Below are 22,637 nucleotides of genomic sequence, written 5' to 3'. Positions count from 1 at the left end.
GGACTTGCCGGTGATCCGTTCCGGCCCATCCTTCGTAAAGATTGGCATGGGACACAGCGGCTTCTATAGTCCGGGCACCAGGGGAAGGATCAGACGTGACGGGGTGGCCGTCGCGGACACTCTTCTTGTTGCCCGCAGGATGCCGAAGCCGGACATGACCGCGCAGAAGACCGACCAGGCCGAGATCGACCGGCTGAACGATCTGATGTCGCGCGTCGCGCGTCAGCGAGACCGGCAGGCATTCGTCGCTTTGTTCCAGCATTTCGCCCCCCGGCTGAAATCCTTCCTGCTCCGTGCGGGGATGGAGGTGGGGGCGGCGGAAGAAACGATTCAGGACGTGATGGTCACGGTCTGGCATCGGGCCGAAAGTTTCGACCCGGCGCAGGCGGCGGTCAGCACCTGGATCTTCGCCATCGCGCGCAACCGGCGTATCGACCGGCTGCGACGCGACAGGCGGCCAACCATTGATCCTAACGACCCGGCCCTGGTGCCGGACGAGGCGGATGGGTCAATGGAAACGATGCTGGTGGAAGAAAGGGCGGCAGAGTTGCACCGGGCAATCCGGGAACTGCCGCCCGAACAGGCGGATTTGTTGAGGATGGCCTATTTCGAGGATAAGGCGCACAGCGCCATCGCCGCTGAACGGCAACTGCCCCTGGGCACCGTGAAATCGCGGCTGCGTCTGGCGGTGGCCCGTCTGCGCAAACTGATGGCCGGCGGCCTGGAAGGGGAGACGGCATGACCCATACCCCACACCACCACCCCGATAGTGACCTGCTGCTGGCCTATGCCGCTGGCACCCTGGCAGAAGCGCCGTCCCTTATCGTTGCCACGCATCTGGCCCTGTGCCCGCATTGCCGGGCAGAGGTGGCGGGGATGGAGGCGATCGGTGGTGCGCTTTTGTCGGCGGATGCCGGGTTGGCGGTCAGTGATGGCCTGCTGTCCGATGTTCTGTCCCGTCTGGACGGGCCGCCCCCGGCCGAACCCCCGCGTCGGCGTCTGGCACCGGTCGGTCCGGCACCTGTGCTGCCGGAGCCGCTTCGATCCTATATTGGCGGCGATATCAATCATATACGCTGGCGGCGCACCATCCCGGGTCTGCATGAGGCCGATGTGAAATGCGCGGGCGGGTCGGTGCGGATGATGCGTATCAGGTCCGGCATGGGCATGCCGCAGCACACCCACCGCGGGGATGAATTCACGCTGGTTCTGGCCGGCGGTTTTTCTGATGACACCGGCCATTATCTGCGCGGCGATTTCGCGGCGACCGACCCCAGCATTGATCACCGGCCCATCGCTGATGATGATGGCGACTGCATCTGTATCGCCTTCACCGATGCACCGCTGCGTCTGACCGGTCGCTTCCTGCGCTGGCTGAACCCGCTGATGCGGGCTTAGTTTCGCCCTCAAACGCCGGGCGGGCGCATCCGCGCCCTTGGCATGGGCGCGCGGACGCTCGTACTGCGCCAACAGGCCTGCGATGCAGGCCTGTATGACGTGGGCATCGTATTTATTCCGCCGCCATCCCATGGTGCCAACGCTGCGGCCAGGGGCGGTCGATGACGGGCCGGTCGGGCTGATGCAGGCCGTGATGGATGGCCAGATCCAGCACCCAATCCAGATACATCTCAATCATGCCCGACACATGGAAGGCCGGGCAGCCGGTATAGATCCGGTCATTACCCGTGCTGAACGGCGTGATGGAGCGGGCGTCCAGGCGCAGGCGCAGACCATCGGGCGCATGTTCCACCTTGAAGGCGCAGGCCTCACCCGTCGTCGGGTTGACCGCACTTTCGCCTTCCGGCTCCAGCTTGGACGTATGCAGGAAGGTAACAATCATGCCCAGACTGCCGGCGGCCAGCGTCTTCAGTTCCTTGCGGCTGCGCCACATGGCATCGCGCCAGGCGGGAACGGCCATGTCCAGCCCCAGATGCAGCGAGGCCTCAACCAAGCTGAAGCACATATGCAGGGCGGTATTGCTACCGGTCTTGGAGATGGAAACCATGTCATGGCTGGCGCGGGCATAAAGGGCCGAGCCTTTGAAGAAACCCTGTGCGAACCGGGCCATGCGGGCAAAGGGGCAGGCCGGTGCCGGCTTGCCGGCCAGATCGGCGGCCCATTCATCCAGCACCAGATTAAGGCTGATACAGGCCTGGGCCCGCAGCCAGTTCAGCTTCTGCTGCTGGCTCAGGCCGTTAGGCAGTGGCGCGAAAGGTCCATCACCGGCCGCCCGCGCCGCCTCCATATGCGTGCGCAGTTTGTCGCGCAGATCATGGAACAGGTAGGACAGGAAAAGATTGCCCTTCACCCGGTCGCGATTGTCGGACGTCAGGGGCAGCCCATCCTCGAGCAGCGTATCAATACCCTGCGCATCCCCGCCCCGGCGGGTCAGCCAATCCAGGATCGCCCCCACACCCAGCCGTGACAGGCCGGCCTTGCCATGGGCCTGACGGTAAAGCTGGGCAAAACTGCCCTCCGCCTCCGTCTGGCTGTCCTGGGAAGGGATAAGGTGAAGATGCGCGCCGCCGTCCATGATGGTCCCCGTCGATTGGTGACGACGGGAAAGAAGCAAAGCCTGGGCCAGTTCAGATGAATTCAATGATTCCAAGGGCTTAAGGAAAAGCAATGCCTTGCATTCCGCAACAACCCCTTGCCCCCTGCAAGGAACCCGGCGCTTTTTGCCGGGTGCCCCTACCCTATCTTCCCACCAGGGCATAACGGTCCTTCAGTCGCAGGAACGGCATTTCCAACCAGCGGTAAGACAGATGCGCCAGACCGAACAGCGCCAGCAGCGACAGAACGGTCCCAACCCACAGCGCCGGCCCGCCCGGATCGCGCGGCAGGAACTGCGGCCCACCGAACCAGCCCATCAGCAGACCGAAGGTGAGGTAGAGAACCAGGGAGTGGAACAGGTACAGCCCGTAGGAAACCTTGCCCCAATAGGTGATCCAGCGGGGTGCCCAGCGCCGGTCCATGCCCAGCAGTGCCAGAAAGCACAGGACCGCTCCCAGCAGCACCAGCCCCCAGCCGACCAGGGCGCCCACCGGCGTGGGGTGCGCATCCCAGCTTTTCACCCCGAAACCGAACAGGGCCCAGAACCAGCAGCCCAGACCGCCGGCAAAGACGACAAGACGTAACGCCATGCCCCAGGCCGGTGCCCGACCACGCAGGAAGATGGACAGCAGGGTGCCGGCAGCGAAGAACTGAAACTGCACCAGGCTGTTGGTCCACATGCCATTGTCGCCCGTCACCGGATGCGTGGCGTAATGCCAGATGCTGGCATAGGAGACGGCGACGACGCCCAGACAGAGAGCCACGATCCGCCCCGGCAGCAGGGAAGCGATGGCAAACGGGATCAGCAGATAGAACTGCTCCTCCACCGAAATGCTCCAGAGCGGATCAAAGGGACCCGCGATCCAGCCCTGATCCATCACGTACCAGTTGCCGGTGAAGGTGATGAAGGACAGCACGGCCAGCCAGTTATCCGGTGCCACCTTGGGCACAATCTGGCCCAGCGCCAGCAGGCCGAACAGCATGGTGAAGTAGAGCGGCCAGATACGCAGGATACGGCGGATGAAGAAACGCTTCACATCGATGCGGCCCGCCACCGCCCGTTCCCGGTACAGAAGTTCCGTGATCAGATAGGCCGACAACAGAAAGAAGATCGACACACCAAAGGCACCGATGGTGCAGAAAGCCATGAAGATCGGATGTGCATCACGATCAAACGGCGCGTAATCGATGTAATGAAAGCCGAGAACGCCGATGAAGGCCAGAAAGCGCAAAACATCCAACTCCGGCCGATCAAACCGCCGGTCAGCACGCATATCCATGTGATTCCCCCCTCCCAGGGCTGCGGGATTAACCCGTCCCTGTCATTAGGGGTGGTCGTGATCACCCCCCGCAACATGACTTCGTATGCGGAAGGATAGGTTTTCCGGGAATGACATTCCCCTGTGTGCGGTGGCACCAGATAAGCTATAGTTCTGTCCTGTCCTGCACCCCGACCGTGAACCCATGACCTCCGTGACCACCCATCCGTCACGACGTCTGTTGCTTGCCGCCGCCCTGTCGGGGCTGGCGCTGCCGGCGCGCGCGCATCACGGTATGCCCCACCTGCGGGTCGGCTTCGTCAATCCCGGTCGGGCCAGCGACCGGTTCTGGCAGATGTCGGACAGGGCCATGCGGGCCGCCGCCAAACCTTTCCAGATCGAGGTGCTGACCGGCTTCGCGGAGCGTGACCGGCAGCGTATCCTGTCCCTGGGGCAAGAGATTCTGGCGCAGAAGCCGGACTATATGATCATCGTCAATGAACATCGCACCGCCGTCCCGCTGATGCAGGCGGCAGAGGCGGCAGGAGTGCCGGTCCTTCTGGCCTTCAGCGGGTTGGCGGCGGACGATGTCGCCTTGCTGGGCCGGCCCCGTGAACGCAGCCCCCTGTTCCTGGGCAGTCTGCTGGCCGACAATGCCGGGGCAGGAGCCGTCATGGCGCGGGCCCTGCTGGCCGATTGCCGCCGCCGGGTGGGCGGAACAGGACCGGTGCCCTTGCTGGCATTGAGCGGCATTACCGCGACGCCGGCGGCACAGGAAAGGCTGGATGGGCTGCATCAGGCCCTGGCGGCGGATGGTCATGCCCAACTGCTGGATCAGGTTGCCGTGAACTGGAGCCGGGAGGAGGCGCGCGACCGCACCCTGTCCCTGCTGCGCCGTCAGCCACAGACCCAGGGCATCTGGTGCGCCAATGATGATATGGCCTTGGGTGCCATGGATGCTGCCATCGCCATGGGGCGGGTGCCGGGACAGGACCTGTCCATCATTGGTCTGAACTGGCAGGAAGACGCCCTGCATGAGGTGGCGGCGGGTCGGCTGGTCCTGTCCATGGGTGGGCATTTTTTGTTGGGTGCTTGGGCGCTGGCCTGGCTGCGTGACCATGCGGAAGGGCTGGATTTCGCCAGCGCCGGCGGGGCGGAGCAGTATCTCGCCCTTGCCCCCTTGGCTCGCGATAAGGTCGATCCCTATCTGGCACGTTTCGGGGGAGATGGCTGGACCCGTATCGATTTCAACCGGCTGCGGCAGCACCGGGGACGCTATGACCTGCGCGTCGGATCGGTGCTGACGGTTTGACCACAGGCAGGTAGGCTTGGACTCAGAAACCCGCCGCCAAAGGTGCCCTACCGTGCGTGTCCTGTTGCTTGCTCTGCTGCTGTTTGCCCTGCTGACCCCGGCTGGAGTCGTCGCCAAGGGGGAGGATGCGGCCCGCATGGAGAAGGCCCGTACCCTGATGGAACTGGCCGGGGCCGCCGGCCTGGCCGATCAGGCCTTGGTCAGTGTGACGCGCCAGGCAGAGGAACTGCTGGCCCATGAGAATCCAGGGCGGGAAGCAGAAGTGACGGCCCTGGTGCGCGATCATTTCCTGCCCAAGGCGCGCGCCGCCCTGCCGGAACTGTCACGGGGCATCACCGGTCTGTATGCCGCCCATTTCACGGCGGCAGAGCTGGATCAGATGATCGGGTTCTATAAATCGCCCGTGGGCCGCAAGCTGGTGGCGATGTCCCCCACCATCATCCAGCAGAGCATGGCCCTGGGTCAGGCCTGGGCGGAGGGTGTGTCCGACAAGGCCTGGGACAGTTTCGCCAGTGCCGCGCGCGAACGCGGCCTGACACTGCCGAAGCGGCTGTAATGCCAAGCTGTCGAAGGCCTGACCTTCGGCAGCTTGGAGGCCGGCGGATGCCGCCGCCCGGCACCTGAGGGGGACTGATAGAGCCCTTACCCCTTCACGGCCCGCACCGGCGGCATGGCGTTGCAGACATCGATATGGCCGGACGCCCGGATGAAGAAATCATCCTGGCGGAAACGGCGAGCGTCGCGCCATTTCGTGTAGGTCTCGCTCTGGCCCGACAGGACCTCGATCTTTTCCCGCTCCGCCTCCGGCACATCGGCGGCCAGACGTACCGCACTGATGGGCACGCGCTGTTCGACCTTTTCATAAAAGCCCAGCGTGCCCGTGCCACGCGGCAGGGCGGTGAGCAGCTCCATGCCCTTCAGGACGCGGCCCACCAGGGTTATGACCTTGTCCAGCGGTCGCGGTGAATGGCCGATAACGGTGTAAAGCTCCGCCCCGCTGCCGCTATCCAGCGGCATCCCGCGCCCGACGCCGACAATGCCATAACAATGGGTCATCCAGGCCTCCCCCGTCTTGGGATCGCGGGCGGCGGGGAAGATGTCGGAAATGCCGACCTCCGGCGCATAGGCATCGGGGTCCGGCAGCTTGGCAAAGGGCAGGGTCCTGGCCCCGTCCTTAATGGTGAATTCGGGTGCCAGCTTATCCAGGGCCGTCTTCATGGGCTTGGGCGTTTCGTCTGGCATGCCCCATTGGGTGACGTAGTTGTCCTGCACGCGGACGATGAACGTCCCCTCGTACCAGTTTTCCCGCGCCAGCTTGCGCATATTTTCCACATGCACCGGGGCGAAGGCGGGGGCCAGCTCAATCACCACACGCCCGCCGGGCAGGTCCATATAGAAGGTGTTCTCCGGTACCGGCTTACGCCAGTCACCGGCGGGCGACGCCGCCAGCACCTCTGCCGGGGTGGCGCGCTTGGGCGCGTCCTGGGCTGCGGCAGGCACGGAAAGGGCCAGAAGGGCGGCGGTGGCAAGCAGGGTCAGGCGCATGGGGCTTCTTCTTTATGGATTGCCGGGGGCGGCAGCATCCCAGAAGCCCCGGGCCCCATCAAGGGGCGCTGGCAACCTTTCCCGTAAACGGATTCCAACCTCGCGCCGCCAGCACCGCCCAGGAAGTGGCCCCCAGATGCGGCTGTCGGTAGTAGAAGAAGTCCGCCCCCTTGCTGTCGGGTCCAATAGCGAAACCGGTGGAAACCTTGTCGCCACGCGTGGCCCAGAGATAGCCGCCGGGGCTGATGTCACCCACCAGACCGGCCAGCAGCTTTTCCGCCCGCTCCCGCTCACCCACGGACGCCCAGGACAGGGCCGCCTGTGCCGTGCCCTCCACCCAGACGCCGTCGCGGTCGCCATTGAAATCATAACCGCCGGCCACGCCATGCACCTGATCCGCGCGGTCCAGCGCCCGGCCCCAGTCGCGCGGCGACTCGGGCAACAGCAGCGGCCAGAGCAGCGCGTCCAGGCCGGAATTGCCGTCATTGACGGTGATGCCATCGGGCAGGGTCCCGGTGGGGAAATAGCCCGCATCCGCTCGCCACATCGCGTTCAGAAAGCCCAGCGCCGCCGCCTTGCCCGCCGCCCAGTCGCCGCCGGGCACGCCCGCCCGCTCCAGCCAGCCGAACAGGGCGACAAGATCGGTATTATGCTCCACCGACTTCCAGGTCAGGGCCTGTGTGCCAACCCCATCGCCATGCACCCCGCCGGTGAAGCCGCCCGGTCCCTTCGCATCGCGCGTATGGGCCAGGGCCCAGGCACCCAGTTTAGCCGCACCCGCCCGATATTTCGGTTCATTCAGCGCATCGGCCAGGGTCAGCAGCGCCAGCCCGGCCCAGGCGACATTGCCGGTGGCGGTCCCCACCTGATAGGCATCTTCCTCCCACCGTCCGGCCTTTGGGTTCCACCAGCCATTGGGCGGGATGGGAAATTCCTGCTGCGGCCCGGCGCGATAGGTGGTGCGCAGCCGGCCCTGCGGCCCCGCCCGGTCATTCTCCACCGCCGACAGCAGCGCATCGCCGATGCGCCGCGCCTTTGTCGCACGCCCACAGGCGACCAGGGCGATGGCGGCTAGGGCATTGTCATAGGTGAAGGCCGCATTCTTCAGCGCATCCTCCGCCGGTGCCCCCGCGCCTGACGGATGGTCGAAGCTGCGCAGAAACGCCGGCCCCTTGCCGGGTACCGCATCGATGGCCACCGTCAATGACCCGCACAGCCGACTTTCCAGAAGGGCGGAGGCAGCGCCGGTATTATTCGATGTGGCATCCGCCCGGACGGTCGGAATCACCAAGAACAATGACAGCAGGGCGGCGAACAAAGGACGGGTCGTGCAGCGGGCCTGGGTCACCATTCCTGCTCCTTCGGTGGCGATTCAGCTGTACCGCTGGATTGACAAACATATTCCCGCATCTTGACCGAAATCCGCCCGTCGCTGGCCGAGAGAAAATAGGTAAGCGCCACCTCTGAACCATGATCGTCGCAAGCCCACATGGCGATTTCGGTTGGTGCGCCGCTTTCCGCCAGTGCCTGCCACGCCGCCTGGTTCAGCAACAGCGGACGATCCGGGCGACCGCTGGAACGCAACAGACGTAGGCGGTTGTCAATGGGATCAAGACCGGCTGCCGCATAGTAACGCTTGCCCCCGGCTGCCACCTCGGCCTGGAACAGGAACTCCAGGGCGACTCCATCGCGATCATAGTCCGCGAGTTTCATGACCGTCACGACGGGGCGTGCCCTCACCGCCGCGACGAAGGTGGCGTAGTTTTCCTTCGCGGCACCTTCGTACTTCATGTCATCTAGCTGCATCGGCCACCGCTGAAGAACGGCATTGCCGTAATCGCGGTCGCCGAACTCACTGTCGTCGAAGGTCGGCGATAAGTCTAACCGGTCGAAGATCGTGCCATCCGGCTTGACCCGTTCCAGGAAAAGCCTGCCTTGCTCCCCATAGGCGATGCCAGCGCAGGGATTTGTGATGGCAAGCGCCACGTCCTCTGGCCCGCAAGCAGGGCGAACCGGGCCATGCCAAGCCAGTCGCCATCTTTCCGACATGCTTGCCACGGTCACTTGCCGCTGCTCACGCACAGTAATCTGTTCCGCCGTCACCGTTCCGGTCAGCAGAAGGACCGTCAACAGGCTGATAAGACGGACCATCGCCCCCTCACCCCCTCACGCGCAGCCCCGCCGCCAGCGTTTCCACCAGTTCGGCCATCATCAGTTCGGGGTCAGCACTGCTGACCGGGGCCAGATTGCCGGACACGATACCCTCCACCAGACCGTTGACGGCGGCCCAGGTGGTGGCGGCGGCGCGTTCCAACCGGTCGGGGCTGGCGTTGGGGATCAGGGGGGCCACGGCCATCTCGATCCCCCGGCGCAGGCGGACGATCCGTTCCAGCAGCCAGTCGGGCAGCGGCTCGGTCAGGACCGGCGGGCGATTGTCGATCAGGGTCTGAAACAGGTTCAGGTTGGAGCGCGCGAAGCTGAGATAGGCCTTCGCCAGCGCCAGCAGCCGTGTCTCCACCGCCGCGTCGCCGGGTATCCCCTCGTCCGCCGCCGCCATCACCACCTGCAAACGGTCCAGCAGTTCTGCATTCAGATGCAGGCGGACCGTGTCCAGATTGGGGTACAGGTTGTACAAAGTGCCAACCGAGCAACCCACAGCCTGTGCCAGGGTGCGCGCGGTCAGGGCGGAGAGCCCGTGATCGGCAACCAGCTTGCGCGCCTCATGCAGGACGGCTTTGGCAAGTTCGGCACGGGGCTGACGGCTCATGGGCGATTTTTCCCTGACTTTCCCTGGATTTGGCACGCGCTCACACTATCTTTAGCACGAATGTCCTGTTTTCAATCGACCTTTGTCCGGCTGGTCATGCTACCCGTGCTCACGGCAAAAGGCTGCCACAGCAGACCTGCATGTTGATGACACCGATGCACTGACGTAAAACCGTCGCGGATTATCAAGCCTTTGCACCCGGCCCCGGCGATCCAACGTCGCGGCCTTTCCGACCGGAACCCCAAATGGCCCCCTACGATCAAGCCCCGAGCGAGCGCCTGTCCTTCCTCTTCGGCGCCAACGGCACCTTCATCGCGGAACTTTACGCCCGTTACCGGCAGGACCCGAACTCGGTCGATGCCAGCTGGCAGTCCTTCTTCGCCGAAATGGGCGATGATGGTCACGCCATCCTGGCCGAACTGAACGGCGCGTCGTGGGCCAAGGCCACCGCCAAGGTGATCGGGGCCGCCGACCCGGACGCCCCGCCGCCGGCCAAGGCCGCCAAGGGCGACAAGGCTGCCCCGACCCCGGCTGCCGCCGCCCCGATCGTACAGGGCTTCACCGCCGAACAGGTCCGCGCCGCACAGCTGGACAGCCTGCGCGCCCTGATGCTGATCCGGAACTACCGCGTGCGCGGCCATCTGCTGGCCAAGCTGGACCCGCTGGGCATGGACAAGCGGGCCGAGCATGCGGAGCTGGATTACCGCCATTACGGCTTCACCGAGGCCGATCTGGACCGCCCGATCTTCATCAACAATGTGCTGGGGATGGAAACCGCCACCCTGCGCCAGATCGTGGATGCGGTGCAGCGCACCTATTGTGGCTCCATCGGCGTGGAGTTCATGCATATCCAGGACCCGGAGCAGAAGGCCTGGATCCAGGAGCGTATTGAGGGCATCCGCAACCAGACCGACTTCACCGTCAATGGCAAGAAGGCCATCCTGCAGCGCCTGACGGCAGCTGAAGGGTTTGAGCGCTTCTGTCAGGTGAAATGGACGGGCACCAAGCGCTTCGGCCTGGAAGGCGGCGAAGTGCTGGTCCCCGCTATTGAGCAGGTGATGAAGCGCGGCGGCCAGATGGGCCTGAAGGAGATCGTGCTGGGCATGGCCCATCGTGGTCGCCTGAACGTGCTGGCCAATGTCATGGGCAAGCCCTTCAAGGCCATCTTCAGCGAGTTCCAGGGCAACCCCGCCAACCCCGAAGATGTGCAGGGTTCCGGCGATGTGAAGTACCATATGGGTACGTCCAGCGACCGTGACTTTGATGGCAACACCATCCACCTGTCGCTGTCGCCCAACCCGTCGCATCTGGAAGTCGTGAACCCGGTCGTCTGTGGCCGCGTGCGCGCCAAGCAGTGCCAGATCTCCGGTCAGGTGCCACCGTCGGACGAAAGCCGTTCCAACGTGCTGGGCGTGCTGCTGCATGGCGACGCGGCCTTCGCGGGCCAGGGTCTGGTGCCGGAAACGCTGCTGCTGTCGGAACTGAAGGGCTACCGCACCGGCGGTATCATCCATTTCATCATCAACAACCAGATCGGCTTTACCACCGCCCCGCAATACAGCCGTTCCGGCCCGTATCCGACGGAAGTGGCCAAGTCGATCCAGGCCCCGATCTTCCACGTCAATGGCGACGATCCCGAAGCCGTCATCCATGTCAGCCGCATCGCCATCGAATTCCGTCAGAAGTTCCTGAAGGATGTCGTGGTCGATATCGTCTGCTACCGCCGCCAGGGCCATAATGAAGGCGACGAGCCGGCATTCACCCAGCCGCTGATGTACAAGACCATCGCCAAGCAGACCACCACCCGCGCGCTCTATGCGCAGCAGCTGGTGAATGAAGGCGTGATCACCCAGGCTGAGGGCGACGCCTATGTCGCCGAATTCACGGCCCAGATGGAGCAGGAATTCCAGGCCGCCACCTCCTATAAGCCCAACAAGGCCGACTGGCTGGAAGGCAAGTGGTCGGGCCTGACACCGGCCCCGGCCGATGTGGCCCGTGGCACCACCGCCGTCGGCCTGGACGTGCTGAAGGAAGTGGGCTTGGCGCTGTGCAAGACGCCCGGTGACTTCAATGTCAATTCCAAGGTTGCGCGTCAGCTGAAGGCCAAGCAGGAAGCCATCCTGTCCGGTGAGGGGATTGACTGGGCCACGGCAGAGGCGCTGGCCTTCGGCACCCTGCTGATCGAAGGCAATCCGGTCCGTCTGTCGGGTCAGGATGTGGGCCGCGGCACCTTCTCGCACCGCCATTGCGTGCTGGTCGATCAGGTCAATGAGAACAAGTTCGTTCCCCTGAACCATATCCGTCCGGGCAGTCAGGCCAACTTCGAGGTGCATGACAGCCCGCTGTCCGAAGCCGCCGTTCTGGGCTTCGAATATGGCTTCTCGCTGACCGAACCGCATGCGCTGACCATCTGGGAAGCGCAGTTCGGCGATTTCGTGAACGGTGCGCAGGTCATCATCGACCAGTTCATCAGCTCCGCCGAATCGAAGTGGCTGCGCATGTCCGGTCTGGTCATGCTGCTGCCGCACGGCATGGAAGGCCAGGGCCCGGAACACAGCTCGGCCCGTCTGGAGCGGTTCTTGCAGAATTCCGCCGAGGATAACTGGCAGGTCTGCAACATCACGACGCCCGCCAATTACTTCCACGCGCTTCGCCGTCAGATCCGCCGCGACTTCCGCAAGCCGCTGATCGTGATGTCGCCGAAGTCGCTGCTGCGTCACAAGCTGTGCGTGTCGCCGCTGGACATGTTCTCCGCCGACCAGACCTTCCACCGCGTTCTGTATGAAACCGGTGTCGATCTGGTCGCCAATGACAAGATCCGCCGCGTCGTCATCTGCTCCGGCAAGGTCTATTACGACCTGTATCAGGAGCGGGAGAACCGGGGCATCAAGGACATCGCCATCGTCCGCCTGGAACAGCTTTATCCGTTCCCCGGCGATGCGCTGGCCCTGGAACTGGCCAAGTACCCGAATGCCGATATCGTCTGGTGTCAGGAAGAATCTGAGAATCAGGGTGGCTGGCTGTTCGTTGATCGCCGCATCGAGAAGGTGCTGACCAGCATCGGCCACAAGGCGGGTCGCCCGAAATATGCGGGTCGTCCGGATTCGGCGGCCCCGGCCACGGGCATGCTGAAGCGCCATAACCAGGAGCAGGCGAAGCTTCTGGACGAAGCGCTGACGCTCTGATCCGCTGTATCCCCTCTCCTCGACAAAGACCATCCAAACACGAAGGCCACAGAACATGGCGACGGAAATCAAGGTGCCCACGCTGGGCGAATCGGTCACGGAAGCAACGGTTGCGCGCTGGCTGAAGAAGGTCGGCGACGCCATCAATGTCGATGACCCGCTGGTGGAGCTGGAAACCGATAAGGTCACCCTGGAGGTCAACGCCCAGGCCGCCGGTACGCTGGCCGAGATCGTGGCCGCTGAGGGTGCCAACGTGGCCGTCGGCGCGCTGCTGGGCACCATCGGTGCCGGCTCGGGTGCTGCCCCGGCTCCGGTCGCCGCCGCCCCGGCCCCGGTGGCTGCTGCCGCTCCGGCCCCGGCTGCGGTGGTGTCCGCCCCGGTGATGCCGGCCGCCGCCAAGATCGCCGCTGATAATGGCGTCGATACTGGCGCCATTGCCGGCACCGGCAAAGATGGCCGCGTGACCAAGGGTGACGTCCTGGCCACCATCGAGACGGCAAAGGCCACACCGGCCCCCGTCGCCGCCCCGGCGCCCAAGGCCGCCCCGGCCCCCTCGGGTCCGCGCGCCAAGGCCGACCGCGAGGAGCGGGTCCGCATGACCCGCCTGCGTCAGCGCATTGCCGAGCGTCTGAAGGAAGCGCAGAACACCGCCGCCATGCTGACCACCTTCAACGAGGTGGACATGACGAACGTGATCGCCATGCGCAACCAGCTGAAGGACGCGTTCGAGAAGAAGCACGGCGTGAAGCTGGGCTTCATGTCCTTCTTCGTGAAGGCCTGCCTGGTCGCCCTGAAGGAACTGCCCGCCGTCAATGCCGAGATCGACGGCACCGATCTGGTCTATAAGAACTACTACGACATCGGTGTCGCCGTTGGCACGCCGCAGGGTCTGGTGGTTCCCGTGGTCCGCGACGCCGACAAGCTGTCCTTCGCTGGTGTGGAAAAGACCATTGCTGACCTGGGCAAGAAGGCCCGCGACGGCAAGCTGTCGATGGAAGACCTGTCGGGCGGCACCTTCACCATCTCCAACGGTGGTGTCTATGGCTCGCTGATGTCCACGCCCATCCTGAACACGCCGCAGTCCGGCATCCTGGGCATGCACAAGACCATGGATCGCGCCGTCGTCGTGAACGGCAAGGTCGAGGTTCGCCCGATGATGTATCTGGCGCTGTCCTACGACCACCGCATCATTGATGGCCGCGAGGCCGTGACCTTCCTGGTGCGGGTCAAGGAATGCATCGAGAATCCGGAACGCATCCTGCTGGATGTCTGACCGGACCATCGGTTCCGACAGAAAAGGCCGCCCGATTGGGCGGCCTTTTTGTTTACGCGTCGGCCTGCGGATTGCCCTTCGCTAATCCGCGTCGGGAAAACCCCTCACCCCGTCAGCTCTTCCATGGTCTGGCGGACAACCGCGACGATGGCAGCCCCATGCTTGTGGGTGCTTTCCCCCAGGCTGGAGGCGATGACCGACAGTTCCACCTCTGTTGTCGGCGCGAACCGCGCCACTTCGGCCAGCAACGTGTTGCTCAACACCTCGTCACGGCTGATGCCCTGCGAACGGGCGACATCGCCGCGCCAGCTGTTCAGCGCCGCCTGGATGGCCGATTCGATCTGGGCCTGCTCTTCCCGGCGGCGCAGGTCGCGGTAATGGACCAGAACGCGCCAGCCACCATCGGCATAGGCCGTATCGATCCGCTCCACCTCCACGGTCCGCAGGAAACCCGCGATCTGCTGCTCATCCTCTTCGGTGGCGGCATCCCGGATGGAGAAGGTGCGAAGTTCAAGATTCATGGTGGCCACCCGCCGCTGTTGACCCGGACCTGACGCGCCCGGACATGGCCGGAACGTTTGATGAAGGCAGTATAGCCCGCCGCCGCCAACCCCGCATCTCTCTTCCGTATGGGTTTTCAGTGATTGACGCGGCGGAAACAGTCGATGCAGCACAGAAAAAAGCCCCGGCAGAGGATACCGCCGGGGCCTTTCACACATGATCCTGACAGGATGATCAGGCGCCCTTGGGCAGGCGGTCGATCAGGCTCTGCCAGCGGCCCAGCGACACGAAATGCGCATAAACCAGGCCGATCCAGTTGCGCTTGCGCCATTCCAGGAAGGTCTCGTCCGGCAGTTCGTTGAACTTCTGCTCGTCGATGATGCGGAAGCCGGACAGCGACAGCTGCTTGCCGTCGGGGGTCACCACCTCGGCGCGCTGATCGACCAGCAGGCCCAGCTTCTCCACCTCTTCGCAGAACAGCTGCGTCTGGCGGGCCGACTGGTTGAAGGCCACGCAGTAATTCAGGATGTCTTCGCCTTCCTTGGTGCCTTTGCCATCCTTGAACAGCGGCAGGTCGCCCTCGGAACCCTCACCACGGACCAGGATCTCCTCATCCTCTTCCATGATCAGGATCAGGCGCTTGTCTTCCGGCATTTCGACCAGGATGAACGGATAGCGGCCGATATAAGCGGGGATCTGCACATTGAAGGCCCAGGTCCCATCCTCACGGATGAACAGGTTCTCACCCGCGCGCAGGCCCAGCAGCGCCATGACGCCAGCCGACGGGCCGGGGCCGAACACCAGGGGGTAATGGGCCTGAAGCTGCGGCATCTCCTCGGCCAGCACCGGGACGGCATGGATCTTGGAGGCGTAACGGAAGGTGCGGTTGCGCTTCACCTTCACATCGCCATGGCGCTGCGCGCTCACGGCGACGGGGTTGTTGTACAGAAGCGGCATCTGTTCAGCGTCGGCGTTGGCGACGTCGGTCATCTTGATCGGTCCCGGCAATCTATCAGGCATTGGGCGGCCGTCCGCCCGGCACTTGGGTGCCTCTCAACTGCCGCAAACCACCCCCCCTGTCAATGCCGCTGGCAGGGGGAAACAGGCGAAAAACGGCAGAAAAGAAGGCTGAACAGCGTGGCGAAAGGCCAACTGGCGGGTTCAGGGGTGAAGGCGCGGCGTAACATGGTCTCTGCTCCCTGGCAGGCGGGGGTGGATCGTTGGTGCCATCATCGCGGAAGGTCTGCTTGACGTCGAATATCAATCAAATACAGTGGCTGTAATTTTTGATTACATCGGAAGACTCCATGCGCCGCCTGCCCCCCCTGACCCAGCTGCGCGCCTTCGAGGCGGCGGCCCGCCATGAAAGCCTGAGCCGGGCGGCGGAGGAGTTGAACGTGGCCCACCCCGCGCTGTCGCGGCAGATCAAGGATCTGGAGGCTTGGCTGGGCTGTACGCTGTTCACCCGGCATAACAGGGGCTTGAAACTGACCGATGCCGGGCGCGCCTATCGCGATGCCGCCGTGGCGGCCTTCGACCTGATCGAGGGGGCCACAGGCCTGTTGCGCGCGGCCCCGCCCGTGGCCGGACGGTCGCGCCTGATCCTGTCGGTGGAGCCGTCCTTTGCCCAGCGCTGGCTGATCCCGCGCCTGGGTGATTTTCGCGCCCGCCACCCGGAGGTGGAGGTCGTGGTGGACGCCACCCGCGTGGCCGCCGATTTCCGTAAGGGCGGGGCCGATCTGGGCATCCGCTATGGCAGCGGCCCCTGGCCGGGGTTGCAGGCGCAGCTTCTGTCGGTCGTCGTGAACTTCCCCGTCTGTGCCCCGCATCTGGCCGACCGAATGCCCGCCGACCCGAGCCGCCTGCTGGAGGGCGATCTGCTGCTGGAGGAGATGGACATGCCCTGGCATGCCTGGTTCCGATCCGTCGGCGTCGCCGTGACGGCACCCCTGCGCGGCACCCGGTTTTATGATGCCGGCAATGCCATCGACTCGGCTCTGGCGGGGCAGGGTCTGGCCTTGGGCGATACGATCCTGGCCGCCGACGATGTGGCGGCGGGCCGGCTGGTGCGACCCTATCCGCAAAAGGCCATCTATGACGCCTATCATCTGGTCGCCCCCGCCCCGCATTTCCGCCGCCCGCCCGTGAAGGCCTTTGTGGAATGGGTGACGGCGACCATGCAGAGCTTTCAGCGTCAAAGGGGCGATTGACGAGAGGGGGTAAAGCCCGGCGGATTCAGCACTTGCCAAACAGAACAAAACAAGAACAATAACCCCATGACCGACTCTATTCCCACCATCGCCGCCCTTCGGGAACGGCTGTCCATCATGGACCGGGTGCGCCCGCCAAAGGGGCGGACAGCCCTGTCGCTGGGCCTGTCCTGTCTGGATACAGCCCTGGCCGGTGGCGGGCTGGTACGCGGCGGCGTGCATGAATTTCTGTCGACCCCCGCCGATGCCGGGGCACTTGGGTTCATGGCTTCAATCCTGTCGGGTCTGCCGCCCGGCCCCATCCTCTGGTGCCGGCACCGGGACAAGGGCGATCCGCTGGGTCAGCCCGACATGCCCTATGGGCCGGGTCTGGCGGCCCTGGGCCTGGATGCCTCACGCCTGATCCTGGTGCGGCCCGGCTGCCTGGATGACGCGCTCTGGACGCTGGAGGAGGCGTTGCGCTGTCCCACCCTAGCCGCTGTCGTGGGGGATGGGGTGCTGCCCGGTCCCGTGGCCCTGCGTCGCCTGCAACTGGCGGCGGAGGATGGGGACGGTCTGGGGCTGCTGCTGCTGCCACCGCTCGCCCGGCCACCGCCATCCGTCGCCCTGACGCGCTGGCGGATTGCCTCGCTGCGCGATGGCCCACCGCAGGAGGATGGGGGAAGGCCGCGCTGGCAGGTATCGCTGCTGCGGGCGCGGGGCGGTGGGGAGGGATCTGGTTCGGGACCGTGGGAGGTTACCTGGGATGACACGGCGTTTCGTCTCCGTCTGGCTCAGCCGCTGGCCAACGGACCAGTGGCGGCGGCGGAATAAGGTGGCCCCCCTCTCCGGCCCGCTGGCCCTGACGCTGGCGGGACAGGGAGGCATCCGCCTGCATGCCGTGGACAGGCTGGCCACCGCCGATGGCCTGCGCCCTGGCATGCTGCTGGCCGATGCCCGCGCCCTGTGCCCGTCCCTGACCGCCATGCCGGCGGACCCTGCCGCCGATCAGGCCGCCCTTGCCCGGCTGGCATTGTGGGCGCAGCGCTATACGCCGCAGGCCGCCACCGATGGGATGGACGGTCTGATCCTGGACATAACCGGCTGTGCCCATCTGTGTGGCGGAGAGGACGGGCTGCTGGCCGACCTGGAGCAGCGGTTGAGACACGCCGGCCTGACCCACCGGCTGGGTCTGGGCGATGGGGCTGCCGCCGCCTGGGGCTGGGCCCGGCATCGCCCGGCCAGCGCCGGACCCCTGCTGCCCACGGGCACGCGGGCCTGGCCATCGCTGCTGTCCCTGCCGCTGGCCGCCTTGCGCTTGGACGCGGGCCTGCAGGCCGATCTGGCGCGCGTCGGCCTGCGCAGCGTCGGTGATGTGCAGCGGCAGCCGCGCGCCGGGCTGGTCGCGCGTTATGGCACGGGGCCGGTACGCCGCCTGGACCGGATGATGGGCATTGCCGCCGAACCTGTCGCTCCACAGACCGCCGCCCCGCAATGGCAGGTGCGTCGGGCCTTCGCCGAACCCATCGCCACGCGCGACGCCATTGAGATGGCGGTACTGGCCCTGCTGCGCGACCTGTCGGCCCGGCTGGAGGGGGCGGGGCGGGGCGCGCGGCGGCTGTGCCTCACCTGTTTTCGCACCGATGCCACGGTGCAGGACCTGTCCATCGGCACGGCCCGTCCCTTGCGCGACCCGCAAGCATTGCTGAAATTGTTTCGGGAACGGTTTGATCAGGTTGATCCTTGTTTCGGTATCGAAATGATGGAACTGACAGCGACGGGCACCGACCTGTTCACCGCTGAACAGGCGGGGCTGGCCGTGGGCGGCTTGGATGCTTTCGCGCTCTCCGGCCTTCTGGACCGGCTGGTCAACCGGTTGGGGGAGGATCAGGTGGGCCGCCCCGTGCCGCGCGACACCCACCGCCCGGAACAGGTGATGGAGATGGCCGACGAGATGGAGGGGGAGATGGGGCAGGCGCTGCTGCCGCCCGACGACCGCCCTGTTCCGCCCCCCGCCCCGGTGCCGGCAGCGGCGGTGGATGCACAGAAACCCTGGCCCAAGCCGCAGCCCCACCGCCCTGCCCCCACCCGTCCCCGCACCTGGCGGATGGAGGGGGCGCGGCCCCTGCTGCTGTTGCATCCGCCCGAACCGGTACAGATGGGCGACGGGCTGGTCTGGCGCGGACGGCATCTTGCCATAGACTGGCTGGAAGGACCGGAACGCATCCGGCCCGACTGGTGGCGCGCACGCACGGGTCCGACGCGCGACTATTACCGCGCGCAACTCAGCGATGGCCGGCGCTTCTGGCTGTTCCGCACGGCGGATGACCGGGGGGCCTGGTATCTGCACGGGCTGTGCGCATGATGGACCGGGACTATGTCGACCTGCAGGTGACCAGCAATTTCAGTTTCCTGCGCGGCGGGTCGCACCCGCATGAACTGGTGCTGGCTGCCGCATCCCTGGGCCGTGACGCCATTGCCATTACCGATCATGACAGTCTGGCCGGGGCCGTGCGTATGCATACGGCCTGCAAGCAGCACCGGATGCGGCTGGTGGTGGGGTGCCGCCTGACCTTGGCCGATGCGCCGCCGGTCCTGTGCTATCCCACCGACCGTGCCGCCTATGGACGGCTGACCCGGCTGCTGACTCTGGGCAAAAGGCGGGGGGCCAAGGGCGAATGTCACCTGACCCTGGCCGATCTGGCGGGGGCGGCAGAGGGGCAGATCATGGCCGTGCTGGCCCCCGACGGGCGGGCCACGCCGGCGCGCCTGTCCGATCTGTCGGCACAGTTGGACCGGTTCCGGACGCTGGCAGCGGCGGGGCTGTATCTGGCGGTGGCTCCGCTTTACCAGGGCTATGACCGCGCCCGCCTGCTGCGTCTGGGGGAACTGGCCGACCGGCTGGGCATCGGCCTGCTGGCCACCCATGATGTCCGCTATCATCACCCGGACCGGCAACGCCTGTTCGATATCCTGACCTGCATCCGTCATGGCCGAACCCTGGCCAATGCCGGCCGCATCCTGTCACCCCATGCCGACCATTATCCGAAGATGGCGGGGGAGATGGCCTCCCTGTTCGCCGACCGTCCCGACGCGCTGGCCAACAGCCGCCTCATCGCCGACCGCTGCACCTTCAATATGGGGGAGCTGAAATATGACTATCCCATTGATGACATTCCCGGCGGCCTGACCCCGCAGCAGGAACTGGAGCGCCTGACCTGGGAAGGGGCGAAACGGCTTTATCCGCAAGGTGTGCCGGAAAAGGTGCGCGAACAGCTGCTCTACGAATTCGACCTGATCGCCGGGCTGAAATACGCGCCTTACTTCCTGACGGTACACGATATTGTCCGCTTCGCCCGATCCCGCGACATCCTGTGCCAGGGGCGGGGATCGGCGGCCAATTCTGCCGTCTGCTATTGCCTGGGCATCACCGCCGTCGATCCCGCCCACCATGAACTGCTGATCGAACGTTTCATCTCCGCCGAACGGGACGAGCCGCCCGACATCGATGTCGATTTCGAGCATGAGCGGCGCGAGGAGGTGATGCAGTACATCTATAATAAATATGGCCGTGACCATGCCGGTCTGGTGGCGACGGTCATCTGCTACCGCTCGCGCATGGCCATCCGGGAGGTGGGCAAGGTGCTGGGCCTGTCCGACGATGTCGTCGGCGCTCTGGTCCGCCTGGGCTGGAACCGGCATGGGGTGGAACATGAGGGCACGGCGCGCGAAGCCGGGCTGGACCCGTCCGACCCGACCCTGGCGCTGTGCATGGAGCTGGCCTATGATTTGCGCGGCTTTCCCCGGCATCTGTCACAGCATGTGGGCGGCTTCGTCATCTCCCGCTCCCGCCTGGATGAGCTTGTGCCCATAGAGAATGCGGCCATGGAGGACCGCACCGTCGTCGAATGGGACAAGGATGATGTCGAGGCTTTGGGCCTCTTGAAGATCGACATTCTGGCCCTGGGCATGCTGTCCTGCATGCGGCGCGGGCTGGAAATGCTGGGCCAGCGTCAGGGCCGGACCATGGGCCTGACCGACATTCCCAATGATGATCCTGATACCTATGAGATGATCTGCCGGGCCGACACGATCGGCGTGTTCCAGATCGAAAGCCGGGCGCAGATGTCGATGCTGCCGCGCCTGGGCCCAAAGAAATTTTATGATCTGGTGATCGAGGTGGCGATCGTGCGGCCCGGCCCCATCCAGGGTGACATGGTCCATCCCTATCTGCGCCGCCGCCGGGGGGAGGAACGGGTGACCTTTCCCAAGCCGGAACTGGAACAGGTGCTGAAACGCACGCTGGGCGTACCCCTGTTTCAGGAACAGGCCATGCGCATGGCCATTGTCGCCGCCGGCTTTTCCCCCGGACGCGCCGATCAGCTGCGCCGCGCCATGGCCACTTTCAAGAAGACGGGCGGGGTGGGGGCATTCGAACAGGAATTCATTGATGGCATGATCCGGCGCGGCTACGACCCTGACTACGCCGCCCGCTGTTTCAAGCAGATCCAGGGCTTCGGCAGCTATGGCTTCCCGGAAAGCCATGCCGTCAGCTTCGCCCTGCTGGCCTATAAATCATCCTGGCTGAAATGCCACCACCCGGCCATCTTCGCCTGCGCCCTGCTGAACAGCCAGCCCATGGGCTTCTATCAGCCGGCCCAGATCATCCGCGATGCGGTGGAACACCGGGTGGAGGTGCGGCCTGTCGATATCAACCGGTCAGAATGGGATTGCACGCTGGAGGAAGGGCGCGGCGGCCCCGCCCTGCGCCTGGGCTTTCGGCAGGTCAAGGGCATGCGGGAGGAAGCGGCCATCACCATCGCGCGCGAACGGGGCGGCGGCTATGACACGATCCGCGATCTCTGGCGGCGGACCAGCCTGCCCGTCGCCATCCTGGACCGGCTGGCCGATGCCGATGTCTTCGCCAGTCTGGGGCAGGATCGACGTCAGGCCCTATGGGAGGTGAAGCGGCTGGGCGGCAAACCGCTGCCCCTGTTCCAGATTGCCGATCAGACCCGCCGCATCGGCGATAACCGCCCGCCCGTGGATATGGGCGACGAGCCGGAGGCGGACCTGCCGCAGATGAGCCAGGGCGAGCAGGTCTGGGCCGATTACCGGACCAAGGGGTTGAGCCTGCGCGCCCATCCTCTGGCCCTGCTGCGCGGCACGATGACGGGGCTGGGCATGGGGCCGACCAAGGCGCTGGGCGATATCAAGCCGGGCAGCATCGTCAGCACCGCTGGCCTGGTGCTGGTGCGGCAACGACCCGGCACGGCGTCGGGCGTCATCTTCGTGACGCTGGAGGATGAAACGGGCATCGCCAATCTCGTGGTCTGGCCCTCCGTCCTGGAACGGTTCCGCCGTACCCTGATGACGGCGGCGCTGATGGGCGTGCGCGGGCGGTTACAACGGGATGGCGAGGTCATCCACGTCGTGGCCGACAAGCTGTTCGACCTGTCCCCGCATCTGCATGCGTTGAATGACGGCCCCGCCAACGACACCGCTTTGCCAGACGCCGTACCCGCCCACATTTTCGGCGAAGGGCGGAATTTTCATTGAGAAAAGTGCCCCACCGCCCCGTCGCGCGCAGTGCGCAAGGCCCCTGTCAGACGGCGCAGCCAGGGGTCGTCGGGGGCCTGTACCGCCGACAATTGTCGCCGCCGCCGGGCCAGGGCCAGCCGCGCGCCCGCGCATTGCGCCAGCAGCCGATTGTCCCGCGCCTGTTCCGCCCAAGAACATAGGATATCATCCCCACCCGCCAGCGCCGACAACCGCGCCCATCGCGGCAGCCTTCCGTCATAGCGCGCCTGCAAGACCGTCAGCGCATCATTCGATTCAGCAGGTTTACAAGGATTTGGGGGGGACATGGGCGCGACTCCGGCAAGAAAAAGCAGCGAAGGACAGGCTATGCTCGCCTGTCGCAGTTCGTCAATGCTTTTATTCCTAGGACAGAAGAGTCGCGGAATCAGACTCCGTCCCTGCCCCTGCGACTCGAGTCGGAAGCACGGGAAACGAATCGGATGCACCACAAGAGCTAGGGGGTGGAAAAGGGG

Annotated in this window: 19 protein-coding genes; 10 read left to right on the top strand and 9 right to left on the bottom strand. The window is 65.2% G+C overall.

The features are described 5' to 3' along the window. Positions 1–154 precede the first annotated feature (154 nt). A complete protein-coding gene (locus ABC729_RS14945; protein ID WP_495608342.1) occupies positions 155–742 on the top strand; it encodes a sigma-70 family RNA polymerase sigma factor in 588 nt (195 codons plus the stop codon). Continuing rightward, positions 739–1,398, top strand: coding sequence for a ChrR family anti-sigma-E factor (locus ABC729_RS14940; RefSeq protein ID WP_495608341.1), 660 nt, complete (start codon positions 739–741; stop codon positions 1,396–1,398). Before ABC729_RS14945 ends, ABC729_RS14940 begins: the two co-directional genes overlap by 4 nt. 112 nt (positions 1,399–1,510) lie before the next feature. On the opposite strand, the gene ABC729_RS14935 is transcribed toward ABC729_RS14940, so the two are convergent. Together ABC729_RS14935 and ABC729_RS14930 are read right to left on the bottom strand one after the other, a co-directional pair. Then, a complete protein-coding gene (locus ABC729_RS14935) occupies positions 1,511–2,533 on the bottom strand; it encodes a hypothetical protein (RefSeq protein WP_495608340.1) in 1,023 nt (340 codons plus the stop codon). Between the two features lie 163 nt (positions 2,534–2,696). Beyond that, a complete protein-coding gene (locus ABC729_RS14930) occupies positions 2,697–3,833 on the bottom strand; it encodes an acyltransferase family protein (RefSeq protein ID WP_495608339.1) in 1,137 nt (378 codons plus the stop codon). A gap of 184 nt (positions 3,834–4,017) precedes the next feature. Here ABC729_RS14930 and ABC729_RS14925 point away from each other — a divergent pair, with 184 nt between their 5' ends. Continuing rightward, positions 4,018–5,124, top strand: coding sequence for an ABC transporter substrate-binding protein (locus tag ABC729_RS14925; RefSeq protein WP_495608338.1), 1,107 nt, complete (start codon positions 4,018–4,020; stop codon positions 5,122–5,124). Between the two features lie 52 nt (positions 5,125–5,176). Then, the gene (locus ABC729_RS14920) at positions 5,177–5,680 is read left to right on the top strand and encodes a DUF2059 domain-containing protein (protein ID WP_495608337.1); all 504 of its coding nucleotides are present in this window, start codon (positions 5,177–5,179) and stop codon (positions 5,678–5,680) included. Positions 5,681–5,766: 86 nt separating this feature from the next. On the opposite strand, the gene ABC729_RS14915 is transcribed toward ABC729_RS14920, so the two are convergent. Genes ABC729_RS14915 through ABC729_RS14900 form a run of 4 tightly spaced genes read right to left on the bottom strand, consistent with a single transcriptional unit; the run spans position 5,767 to position 9,436 of the window. Continuing rightward, a complete protein-coding gene (locus tag ABC729_RS14915) occupies positions 5,767–6,669 on the bottom strand; it encodes a peptidylprolyl isomerase (RefSeq protein WP_495608336.1) in 903 nt (300 codons plus the stop codon). 58 nt (positions 6,670–6,727) lie between these two features. Then, the gene (locus tag ABC729_RS14910) at positions 6,728–8,020 is read right to left on the bottom strand and encodes a hypothetical protein (RefSeq protein WP_495608335.1); all 1,293 of its coding nucleotides are present in this window, start codon (positions 8,018–8,020) and stop codon (positions 6,728–6,730) included. Then, positions 8,014–8,820 carry a hypothetical protein gene (locus tag ABC729_RS14905; protein WP_495608334.1) on the bottom strand — a complete coding sequence of 269 codons (807 nt, stop codon included), beginning with the start codon at positions 8,818–8,820 and terminating at the stop codon, positions 8,014–8,016. The genes ABC729_RS14910 and ABC729_RS14905 overlap by 7 nt, the downstream gene beginning before the upstream one ends. 7 nt (positions 8,821–8,827) lie before the next feature. Continuing rightward, the gene (locus ABC729_RS14900) at positions 8,828–9,436 is read right to left on the bottom strand and encodes a TetR/AcrR family transcriptional regulator (protein WP_495608333.1); all 609 of its coding nucleotides are present in this window, start codon (positions 9,434–9,436) and stop codon (positions 8,828–8,830) included. Positions 9,437–9,681: 245 nt separating this feature from the next. Here ABC729_RS14900 and ABC729_RS14895 point away from each other — a divergent pair, with 245 nt between their 5' ends. Continuing rightward, entirely contained in the window at positions 9,682–12,621 is a 2,940-nt protein-coding gene (locus ABC729_RS14895; protein WP_495608332.1) for a 2-oxoglutarate dehydrogenase E1 component, read from the top strand. A 55-nt stretch (positions 12,622–12,676) separates the two neighbouring features. Continuing rightward, the gene (gene odhB / locus ABC729_RS14890) at positions 12,677–13,894 is read left to right on the top strand and encodes a 2-oxoglutarate dehydrogenase complex dihydrolipoyllysine-residue succinyltransferase (protein WP_495608331.1); all 1,218 of its coding nucleotides are present in this window, start codon (positions 12,677–12,679) and stop codon (positions 13,892–13,894) included. A 104-nt stretch (positions 13,895–13,998) separates the two neighbouring features. Here the strand turns inward: odhB and ABC729_RS14885 are convergent, their stop codons facing one another. Together ABC729_RS14885 and ABC729_RS14880 are read right to left on the bottom strand one after the other, a co-directional pair. Further along, a complete protein-coding gene (locus ABC729_RS14885) occupies positions 13,999–14,415 on the bottom strand; it encodes an HRDC domain-containing protein (protein ID WP_495608330.1) in 417 nt (138 codons plus the stop codon). A gap of 214 nt (positions 14,416–14,629) precedes the next feature. Then, a complete protein-coding gene (locus ABC729_RS14880) occupies positions 14,630–15,385 on the bottom strand; it encodes a SapC family protein (RefSeq protein WP_495608329.1) in 756 nt (251 codons plus the stop codon). 317 nt (positions 15,386–15,702) lie between these two features. Between ABC729_RS14880 and gcvA the strand changes: the two genes are divergently transcribed. The 4 genes from gcvA (at position 15,703) to ABC729_RS14860 (ending at position 22,143) form a co-directional block, all read left to right on the top strand. Further along, a complete protein-coding gene (gcvA, locus tag ABC729_RS14875; RefSeq protein ID WP_495608328.1) occupies positions 15,703–16,605 on the top strand; it encodes a transcriptional regulator GcvA in 903 nt (300 codons plus the stop codon). 66 nt (positions 16,606–16,671) lie between these two features. After that, positions 16,672–17,418, top strand: a complete 747-nt coding sequence (locus ABC729_RS14870) for an ImuA family protein (protein WP_495608327.1) — start codon at positions 16,672–16,674, stop codon at positions 17,416–17,418. Then, positions 17,351–18,949, top strand: coding sequence for a Y-family DNA polymerase (locus ABC729_RS14865; RefSeq protein ID WP_495608326.1), 1,599 nt, complete (start codon positions 17,351–17,353; stop codon positions 18,947–18,949). Before ABC729_RS14870 ends, ABC729_RS14865 begins: the two co-directional genes overlap by 68 nt. Continuing rightward, a complete protein-coding gene (locus ABC729_RS14860) occupies positions 18,946–22,143 on the top strand; it encodes an error-prone DNA polymerase (protein ID WP_495608325.1) in 3,198 nt (1,065 codons plus the stop codon). Before ABC729_RS14865 ends, ABC729_RS14860 begins: the two co-directional genes overlap by 4 nt. Here the strand turns inward: ABC729_RS14860 and ABC729_RS14855 are convergent. Then, positions 22,137–22,451 (bottom strand): hypothetical protein, encoded by a 315-nt coding sequence (locus ABC729_RS14855; protein ID WP_495608324.1) that lies wholly within the window; start codon positions 22,449–22,451, stop codon positions 22,137–22,139. The genes ABC729_RS14860 and ABC729_RS14855 overlap by 7 nt on opposite strands. Positions 22,452–22,637 lie beyond the last annotated feature (186 nt).

Source organism: Niveispirillum sp. CC-CTL257 (assembly GCF_059489915.1).
The sequence above is the reverse complement of the archived record's forward strand: the minus strand, read 5'-3'. Positions and strand labels throughout refer to the sequence as shown.